10 protein-coding genes are annotated in these 8326 nt (G+C 54.5%); 6 read left to right on the forward strand and 4 right to left on the reverse strand.

What is annotated here, in order from left to right:
- On the reverse strand, positions 1 to 268 hold a 268-nt coding region (locus tag HMPREF3107_RS07945; RefSeq protein WP_141742859.1), incomplete at its 3' end, for a hypothetical protein.
- A 340-nt stretch (positions 269 to 608) separates the two neighbouring features.
- On the opposite strand from HMPREF3107_RS07945, the gene HMPREF3107_RS07950 reads away from it, so the two are divergent.
- On the forward strand, positions 609 to 971 hold the full coding sequence (locus HMPREF3107_RS07950) for a hypothetical protein (protein WP_246828614.1): 363 nt from the start codon (positions 609 to 611) through the stop codon (positions 969 to 971).
- 49 nt (positions 972 to 1020) lie between these two features.
- Here the strand turns inward: HMPREF3107_RS07950 and cueR are convergent, their stop codons facing one another.
- Positions 1021 to 1413: a Cu(I)-responsive transcriptional regulator gene (gene cueR, locus HMPREF3107_RS07955; RefSeq protein WP_070454822.1), complete on the reverse strand. Its 393-nt coding sequence runs from the start codon at positions 1411 to 1413 to the stop codon at positions 1021 to 1023.
- A 147-nt stretch (positions 1414 to 1560) separates the two neighbouring features.
- Between cueR and HMPREF3107_RS07960 the strand changes: the two genes are divergently transcribed.
- From HMPREF3107_RS07960 to HMPREF3107_RS07975, 4 genes are all read left to right on the forward strand, one after another.
- A complete protein-coding gene (locus tag HMPREF3107_RS07960) occupies positions 1561 to 1770 on the forward strand; it encodes a heavy-metal-associated domain-containing protein (RefSeq protein WP_003742983.1) in 210 nt (69 codons plus the stop codon).
- A 99-nt stretch (positions 1771 to 1869) separates the two neighbouring features.
- Entirely contained in the window at positions 1870 to 4032 is a 2163-nt protein-coding gene (locus HMPREF3107_RS07965) for a heavy metal translocating P-type ATPase (protein ID WP_070454823.1), read from the forward strand.
- A 75-nt stretch (positions 4033 to 4107) separates the two neighbouring features.
- Positions 4108 to 4428 carry a hypothetical protein gene (locus tag HMPREF3107_RS07970; protein WP_210391416.1) on the forward strand — a complete coding sequence of 107 codons (321 nt, stop codon included), beginning with the start codon at positions 4108 to 4110 and terminating at the stop codon, positions 4426 to 4428.
- 204 nt (positions 4429 to 4632) lie between these two features.
- Positions 4633 to 4881: a CsbD family protein gene (locus HMPREF3107_RS07975; RefSeq protein WP_070454824.1), complete on the forward strand. Its 249-nt coding sequence runs from the start codon at positions 4633 to 4635 to the stop codon at positions 4879 to 4881.
- An 84-nt stretch (positions 4882 to 4965) separates the two neighbouring features.
- Here HMPREF3107_RS07975 and HMPREF3107_RS07980 read toward each other — a convergent pair whose 3' ends face one another.
- A complete protein-coding gene (locus HMPREF3107_RS07980) occupies positions 4966 to 5445 on the reverse strand; it encodes a NemA protein (protein WP_070454825.1) in 480 nt (159 codons plus the stop codon).
- 121 nt (positions 5446 to 5566) lie between these two features.
- Entirely contained in the window at positions 5567 to 6616 is a 1050-nt protein-coding gene (locus tag HMPREF3107_RS07985) for a sulfate ABC transporter substrate-binding protein (protein ID WP_070454826.1), read from the reverse strand.
- Between the two features lie 194 nt (positions 6617 to 6810).
- On the opposite strand from HMPREF3107_RS07985, the gene HMPREF3107_RS07990 reads away from it, so the two are divergent.
- Positions 6811 to 8190 (forward strand): OmpP1/FadL family transporter, encoded by a 1380-nt coding sequence (locus tag HMPREF3107_RS07990; RefSeq protein ID WP_070454827.1) that lies wholly within the window; start codon positions 6811 to 6813, stop codon positions 8188 to 8190.
- Positions 8191 to 8326: the final 136 nt, after the last annotated feature.

The raw sequence follows: 8326 nt of genomic DNA on the forward strand, positions 1-8326 counted from the left end.
GGATTTTGGGGGGATTTTGCAAAGGTCTCATGATGGTAGGCTGTTGCTGTGCAAGTGCGGATTTGTCGGCAACGATGCCTTGGGCATTGGCAGAGGGAGAAGTCAGAATAAGGGCAGAACCGAGCAGTAATGAAAGGTAAAATGAGATAACAGAGATAGAATGGATAAAACCTGTAAAGTCGGCAATATCATTTGGTGAGATACGTGCAGCTTGGCTGTCGGATGTACTTTTGCCCTCGCGTTTGGTATTTTTGGCTGCAGCCATCATGTAATTTCGATTTATTGTATTGAGGAAGCTTTTTTCTACTTATAACCTCATTGATCTCCCTGTTCTTACCGAAATGATAGCAGTATACTTGTCAAGGCATTTCACAGTTCTTCAAAAATCTTTTGATAAACAAATCTATGAATACAGTCCTGTTTGCCATTGCCTTCGCTATCATGCCAACTTCAGCTTTGTAAGCCTAGCCAGTGCCGCCATCATGCTGTTTTTTCGCAAGCACTATTTAAACCGAGACTTCCCGCTAAACCGTTTTCAAGCAGCCGATTGGCCGGCATGGCTGGCTTCTGCCCGCTGGCAGCCGATTGATGATATCGGCCATCGCGGCATGAGCATAACCCTCCCGCAGGATAACGGCGAATTTGAGTTTGATATGCCTGTCGCCTGGGTAAAAAACAACACGCTGCCGCCGCTGTTGTTTGATATCCTCACGCAGCTAAACGATATCGACAACATCATGCAGCAATCCTGCCGCCGCCTCACCGAGCGGCATAAACGGCACAGCCGGGAATACGAGCTCTATCTTTTCGACCCGCCGGATGTGCTGTACGTTACCCAAGGCGGCGTACCGTATTTGGATTACACCGCCACACGGGTAAACAAAAGTTTTCGCGCATATCTGAAGCAAAGCGGCGGCAAGTGGCTGCCGTATTACGACGAGGCCTGTACCAAACCGTTAGCGGCCGACTAAGGCTACCTGAAACTTTTCAGGTAGCCTGTTTCTATTCTGCCCAAGCCGCCTAACGCTCCTCCAGCCCGGCCAAAATCGCACAATCCGGGCAGTCATCTCCCGCGCAGGCATCGTGCCAGCGTTGCAGCTCGGCCACCATGCCCTGCAAGCGTTCGATTTTGGCTTCCAGCTCGGCGATGTGCCGCGCGGTGAGCGTTTTCACTTCGCGGCTGGTGCGCTGCGGGTTGTGTTGCAGGCTCAAAAGCTGCCCGATCTGCGGCAGCGAAAAGCCCACTTCCCGCGCATGGCGGATAAAGCGCAGCCGGGTAAGGTCGGCCTGTCCGTAGCGGCGGTAGCCCGCTTCGCTGCGCGCGGCCGGGGCGATTAGGCCGTGCTTTTCGTAGTCGCGGATTTGTTTGGCGGAAAGGCCGCTCTCGGCCGCGGCCTGGCTGATGTTCATCATGATGCTTGACCTTTACTTCGGGTAAAGCTTTATAGTGGCGGCATTTAGCGGGAAAGCAAGAGCAGACCCATCATTTCAGGCTACCTGAAAGCTTTGGCTGCAACGGGCTTTAAAACCTCAGCCTCATTCCAACAGAAAGGAAACCCTATGCAAACCATCACATTAAACATCGAAGGCATGACCTGCGGCGGCTGCGTGAAAAGCGTTACCAGCATCCTCGAAGGCGTAAACGGCGTGGACAAGGCCGAAGTGAGCCTGGAAAACAAGAACGCCGTCGTGGAATTCGACCCCGCCCAAACCAACCCCGCCGCGCTGATAGAAGCGGTGGAAGACGGCGGGTATGATGCGGCTTTGTAAATCGAATCGCAACAAATCGACTGCAACACCCCAAAGGCTACCTAAAAACCCTGCTCCGCTTTTTTCAGGTAGCCCAACCACATTCAGAAGGAAGAAACCATGCAACAAAAAGTCCGTTTCCAAATCGAAGGCATGACCTGTCAGGCCTGCGCTTCGCGCATTGAAAAAGTGTTGAACAAAAAAGACTTTGTCGAATCGGCGGGGGTGAACTTCGCCAGCGAGGAGGCGCAGGTGGTGTTTGACGACAGCCAAACCTCCGCCGCCGACATCGCCAAAATCATCGAGAAAACCGGTTACGGCGCAAAGGAGAAGACGGAAGACGCGCTGCCGCAACCCGAAGAAACCGCGCATGTAAGCTGGCGGCTGTGGCTGCTGTTCGCCATCAACGTCCCGTTCCTTATCGGCATGGCGGGGGTGATGATCGGCAGAAACGATTGGATGATTCCGCCGTTGTGGCAGTTCGCATTGGCGAGTGTGGTGCAGCTTTGGCTGGCAATCCCGTTTTACAAAAGCGCGTGGGCGAGTATTAAAGGTGGGCTGGCGAATATGGACGTGCTCGTTACTATCGGCACGGTGTCGATTTACCTGTATTCCGCTTATATGCTGTTTTTCAGCCCGCAAGCGGCGCACGGCATGGCGCATGTGTATTTTGAAGTGGGCGTGACGGTGATTGGGTTTGTGTCGCTGGGTAAGTTTTTGGAACACCGCACCAAAAAATCCAGCCTGAACAGCTTGGGCTTGCTGCTGAAACTTACGCCGACCCAAGTCAACGTGCAACGCGATGGCGAATGGAAACAACTGCCCATCGACCAAGTACAAATCGGGGACCTAATCCGCGCCAATCACGGCGAACGCATCGCTGCCGACGGCATCATCGAAAGCGGCAGTGGCTGGGCGGACGAGAGCCACCTCACCGGCGAATCCAATCCCGAAGAGAAAAAGGCGGGTGGCAAAGTGTTAGCGGGCGCGCTGATGACCGAAGGCAGCGTGGTTTACCGCGCTACGCAGCTCGGCAGCCAAACCCTGCTCGGCGACATGATGAACGCGTTATCCGAAGCGCAAGGCAGCAAAGCGCCGATTGCGCGCGTGGCGGACAAGGCGGCGGCAGTGTTTGTGCCTGCCGTTGTGGGCATCGCGCTTTTGACCTTTATCGCCACTTGGCTGGTGAAAGGCGATTGGACGGTTGCGCTGATGCACGCCGTTGCTGTTTTGGTGATTGCCTGCCCGTGCGCACTCGGTCTGGCGACGCCCGCCGGGATTATGGTCGGGATGGGCAAGGCGGTGAAACACGGTATTTGGTTTAAAGACGCGGCGGCGATGGAAGAAGCCGCCCACGTCGATGCCGTCGTGTTGGACAAAACCGGCACGCTGACCGAAGGCAGACCGCAGGTTGCTGCCGTTTATTGCGTTCCCGACAGCGGCTTTGACGAAGACGTTTTGTACCGCATCGCTGCCTCCGTCGAACAAAACGCCGCCCACCCGCTCGCGCGCGCCATTGTGTCAGCCGCCCAAGCGCGCGGCTTGGACATCCCCGCCGCACAAAACGCGCAAACCGTTGTCGGCGCAGGCATTACCGCCGAAGTCGAAGGCGTGGGCTTGGTGAAAGCGGGCAAACTTGATTTTGCTGAACTGACCCTGCCTGAGTTTTCAGACGACGTCTGGCGCATCGCAAGCATCGTTGCTGTTTCTGCCAACGGCAAACCCATCGGCGCATTCGCACTCGCCGACGCGTTGAAAACCGATACCGCCGAAGCCATAGGCCGTCTGAAAAAACACGGCATCGACGTTTACATCATGAGCGGCGACAATCAAGGCACGGTCGAATACGTCGCCAAACAACTGGGCATCGCACACGCCTTCGGCAACATGAGTCCACGCGACAAAGCCGCCGAAGTGCAGAAACTCAAAGCCGCCGGCAAAACCGTGGCAATGGTCGGCGACGGCATCAACGACGCGCCTGCGCTCGCTGCCGCCAACGTCAGCTTCGCCATGAAAGGCGGCGCGGACGTTGCCGAACACACCGCCTCCGCCACGCTGATGCAGCATTCGGTCAACCAGCTCGCCGACGCCCTGCTGGTATCGCAGGCGACGTTGAAAAACATCAAACAAAACCTGTTTTTCGCCTTCTTCTACAACATATTAGGCATCCCGCTCGCCGCACTCGGCTTCTTAAATCCCGTCATCGCAGGCGCGGCCATGGCGGCAAGCTCGGTTTCGGTGTTGAGCAATGCGTTAAGGTTGAAACGGGTGAAGATTGAGTGAGGCGTGGCAAAGGTCGCCCGAAAAGCAATACGCCCAGTTTCATTTTTCAGGTAGCCTCAAACTAGGAATCAACCGATGAAAAGTTATACGCTCGATATTCCCCACTTTGAATACCCTGAATCATTTCAAAAAATTGTCGAACTGAATTTAGTCGATTTCGATATTTGGCATCTGCTCGACAGCGATTGGGCCGCCGAGCTATACCAAGGCCTGCAAACCCGTTATCCCAACAGGAAATTGATTCCCTTCGCCAAACACAGCCACTGCGATGACACTGCCTGCTTCGAAATCGGCAAAGGCGGCACAGTCCAGCTTATCCACGACTTCGCCAGCCCCGGCTGGGAAAACAGCGTCAAGAATTCCCTGATTGCTGGGCATGGCTCGCCCAAGCGGTAAACAACATGATTGAATACAATCGGGAAGGCGGTATCCTGTAAACATCAGGTATGTTGGTTTTAGCCAAGGAAATGCAACGTTGAACTTGAGAAGTGGAGGCCGTCTGAAAGCAGGTTTTCAGGCGGTATTCCATTTAAGATTACTATTGGATAACGGTTAGGATATAGTGGTACTTCGATCAATATGAAATTAAGGAAAAAGGTCATGAGTGGAAAATTAGACCAAATCAGCGATAAAGTGAAAGAAACTGCGGGAGAAGTATTAAACGATTCCAAACTTCAAGCAGAAGGCGTTGTTCAGCAAGGAATCGGCAAGGTGAAAGAAGTTGCTGCCGAAATCGAGGAAAAAGCCGGCGACGTATTGAAAAAAGGTAAAGAAGAAACCGAGCATCTGATTGACGATGCGAAAGAAAAAGCTGAAAACCTGATTAACGATATCAAAAGCAAATTCTGATTCGTCTTTGCTTGAAACAATATAAAAAGGCCGTCTGAAACATGATTTCAGACGGCCTTTCTTCAGGTTTGGCCGGTATCGCGGTCAGTTGCCGATAAGCCGGTTGTTGCGGTAAACCTGTCGGCGTATCGGATTGCCGTTGCGGTCGTAAACCGTGTATGCGCTGTCTGTGGGGTGCGCATCGGCCGAGAACAGGGCTTTTTTGGGCAGTATCATCGGGTCTGTACGTTTTTGCCCGTCGCCGTAAAAATCTTGTACCAGATAATTGCCGCCGCCGAGTACGTTGAGCAGCCTGCGGTAGCTGCCGCCTTTGATAGCTTGTTCGGAAGCGGTGCCGTCTGCGGCAAAATGGGTGATGATTTGTTCTTCGGTAACGTTGATGCCGCCTGTGTCTGCGGCGGGTGTGCGGCTGCCTATCGGAATATTGACGGAGGTTCCCAAGCCGATATGGCTGCCGAAACCGCCGATGCCGAGGCTGATCGAGCTTCCGCCCGGGCCGCCGGCGCAGGCGGTGAGGAGGAGCAGGGCGGTTACGAGGGCGGATTTTTGCACGGTTGTTTTCATGATGGTGCTCCCTGTTTGGCAAATATTATGATAAGTATACGCCGATTCGGACAATGCGGTAATAAAGGGGCCGTCTGAAAAGTGGTTTTCAGACGGCCCCTTTGCGTTTTTTCGTTTTTCTTTATTTGCCTTTCACGGTCAGTTGGTCGTATACGCCGCCGTCTGAAAAGTATTTGCTCATGATTTCATTCCATGTGCCGAAGATGTCGTTGGGGTTGAAGGTTTCCATCGGCGGCAGTTCACTTGCATGGGCGGCCAGCACGTCTTTGTCGGCGGGGCGCAGGTAAAGTTTCGCGCCCAATTCCTGCGCGGGTTTGCTCCACAGGTAGTTCAGGTATTCGGTGGCGGCTTGGCGGGTGCCGCGTTCGTCGGCTACTTTGTCTACGACGGCGACGGGGCTGTCCATGCGGACGGAGTATTTCGGATAGACGATTTCAAATTCGCCGTTGCCGAATTGTTTGGCCGACAGGTTGGCTTCGTTTTCAAAGGTAATCAGTACGTCGCCGATGTTGCGTTGGACGAAGGTGGTGGTGGCCGCACGGCCGCCGTTTTCGAACACTTCGACTTTCGACAGCATTTTTTTCACGTATTCGCGCGCTTTGGCGTCGTCGTTGTTGTTGGCTTTCAGGCCGTAGCCGTATGCGCCCAGGAAGGTGTAGCGGCCGTTGCCGGTTACTTTGGGGTTGGCGATGACGATTTTCAGGTTATCTTGGGTCAGATCGTTCCAGTCTTTAATTTGTTTCGGGTTGCCTTTGCGGACGAGGAAGACGGTGGTGCTGGTGAAGGGGACGGCGTTGTTGGGAAAGGCTTTTTGCCAGTCGGCTTTGACCAGGCCTTTTTTAACCAAGAGTTCGATGTCGGAGCCTTGGTTCATGGTAACAACGTCGGCTTTCAGGCCGTTGGCCACGGCCAGTGCCTGTTTGCTCGAACCGCCGTGCGATTGTTGGACGGCGATGTCCGCGCCGTTGTGCTGTTTTTTGTATTCTGCGGTAAACAGCGGGTTGAAGTCTTTGTAGAGGTCGCGTGCGACATCGTAGGAGACGTTGAGCAGTTTGACGCTGCCGGTTTTGTCCCCGCTGTCGGAAGCGGCATTTTGCGTACCGTTGTCGGGCGTGCAGGCGGAGAGGGCGGCGGTGAAGAGCAGGGCGGAGGCTAGGTGTTTGGCCGGCATGGCGGGCTCCTTTCGAGAGGGTTGTTTTTTCAGACGGCCACTTTAGCGGAGGCCGTCTGAAAAGTGAAAGAACCGTTTGCCGCACGGTTATGGCGTTTGGTTATATGCATGGGTAAAGAGTGCGGCAGACGGATGACTTATCGGCAGACTGTTTGTTAAAATGCGCCCTTTTTGGATTAACTTACGTCACAAATATGAAAGCTGTGAAAAAAATCGCCGTATTGACGGCTGCCGCCCTGGCCCCTCTGGCTCAGGCTTCGGGCTACCATTTCGGTACACAGTCGGTTACCGCGCAGGGAACGGCCAATGCCGCCGCCGCAGAAGCCGCCGATGCCACCACGATTTTCTACAATCCGGCCGGTTTGGCCAAATTGGACGGCAGCGAGATAACGGCTGCCGCCAATATCGTCGCCCCGCACATTGAATATCACGATGCGGAAGCGTCGTTTGTACGAGGCGGCCGCGTGCAGGGGAAAACCGAGGGAAAAATCACCAAAGACGTGGTGCTCGCACCCCATCTTTACGGTGCCTACCGCGTTAATCCCGACCTGACGCTGGGCTTGGGCGTGTATGTTCCGTTCGCTTCTTCCACCGAATATCAGGAAGATTCCGTGTTGCGGCACAACATCAACAAATTGGGCTTGACCACCATCGCCGTCGAGCCTGTCGTCGCTTACAAAGTGAGTGAAAACCATGCGTTTGGCGCGGGTCTGATTGCCCAATATTCTTCCGCCGAGTTGCGCAAATATGCGGACTGGAACGCTTCCGGCCGCTTGGGGCCGCACAACGGCCTTTCAGACGGCCATGCGGAAGTCAAAGGCAAAGACTGGGGCTTCGGCTACCAGTTGGGCTGGCTGTGGGATATCAATCCGCGTACCCGCGTCGGTGTAAACTACCGCTCGAAAGTCAATCACAACCTGAAAGGCACGGCCGATTGGCAGGCCGACGGCCGGGCGGTAACAACGCCCCATCCGGCATTCGGCGGAAAGAGTGCCTACGATGCGCTTATCGGCACCGCGTTCGGCTACAAGCCGCACGAGAAGGCCGGCGTCAAAATCGTAACGCCGGAATCCTTGTCGCTGCACGGCATGTATCGCGCAACCGATAAAACCAACCTGTTCGCCGACCTGACTTGGACGCGCCACAGCCGTTTCAACCGTGCCGAGCTGGTGTTTGAAAACACCAAATCCGTCGTCAACGGCCGATCCGACCGCACGGTTATCACGCCGAACTGGCGCAACACTTACAAAACCGCCCTCGGCGCGTCTTACCAATACAGCGAGCCGTTGCAACTGCGCGCCGGTATTGCGTTCGACCAAAGCCCGGTACGCGGCGCGGACAGCCGTCTGAACACGCTGCCCGACGGCAACCGTATCTGGTATTCCTTCGGTGCGAAGTATGCTTATAAAAAACGCCATGTATTTGATGCGGCATACAGCCACATCCACATAAACGATACCGTTTACCGTGCGGCGGCTTCCACCGGCAACGATGTGGACAGTAAAGGCGTATCGTCGGCATCGTTTAAAAATTACGCCAACATCCTGGGCGTGCAATACACCTATAAGTTCTAAGCAGTTGGTGCAGGTAATGGAGAGGCCGTCTGAAAACCCGTTTCAAGGTTTTCAGACGGCCTCTCCAATCGGTTGCCCTATAAACGGTTTGGGCTGCCATTATGGCTATAGTGGATTAAATTTAAACCAGTACGGC

This window comes from Neisseria sp. HMSC31F04, from assembly GCF_001807735.1.
Lineage (GTDB): Bacteria > Pseudomonadota > Gammaproteobacteria > Burkholderiales > Neisseriaceae > Neisseria > Neisseria elongata.

What these genes read in the sequence shown, in the direction of transcription:
- HMPREF3107_RS07950 (WP_246828614.1), top strand. Translation starts at nt 609, where the DNA reads ATGAGCATAACCCTCCCGCAGGATAACGGCGAATTTGAGTTTGATATG.
- cueR (WP_070454822.1), bottom strand. Translation starts at nt 1,413, where the DNA reads ATGATGAACATCAGCCAGGCCGCGGCCGAGAGCGGCCTTTCCGCCAAA.
- HMPREF3107_RS07960 (WP_003742983.1), top strand. Translation starts at nt 1,561, where the DNA reads ATGCAAACCATCACATTAAACATCGAAGGCATGACCTGCGGCGGCTGC.
- HMPREF3107_RS07965 (WP_070454823.1), top strand. Translation starts at nt 1,870, where the DNA reads ATGCAACAAAAAGTCCGTTTCCAAATCGAAGGCATGACCTGTCAGGCC.
- HMPREF3107_RS07970 (WP_210391416.1), top strand. Translation starts at nt 4,108, where the DNA reads ATGAAAAGTTATACGCTCGATATTCCCCACTTTGAATACCCTGAATCA.
- HMPREF3107_RS07975 (WP_070454824.1), top strand. Translation starts at nt 4,633, where the DNA reads ATGAGTGGAAAATTAGACCAAATCAGCGATAAAGTGAAAGAAACTGCG.
- HMPREF3107_RS07980 (WP_070454825.1), bottom strand. Translation starts at nt 5,445, where the DNA reads ATGAAAACAACCGTGCAAAAATCCGCCCTCGTAACCGCCCTGCTCCTC.
- HMPREF3107_RS07985 (WP_070454826.1), bottom strand. Translation starts at nt 6,616, where the DNA reads ATGCCGGCCAAACACCTAGCCTCCGCCCTGCTCTTCACCGCCGCCCTC.
- HMPREF3107_RS07990 (WP_070454827.1), top strand. Translation starts at nt 6,811, where the DNA reads ATGAAAGCTGTGAAAAAAATCGCCGTATTGACGGCTGCCGCCCTGGCC.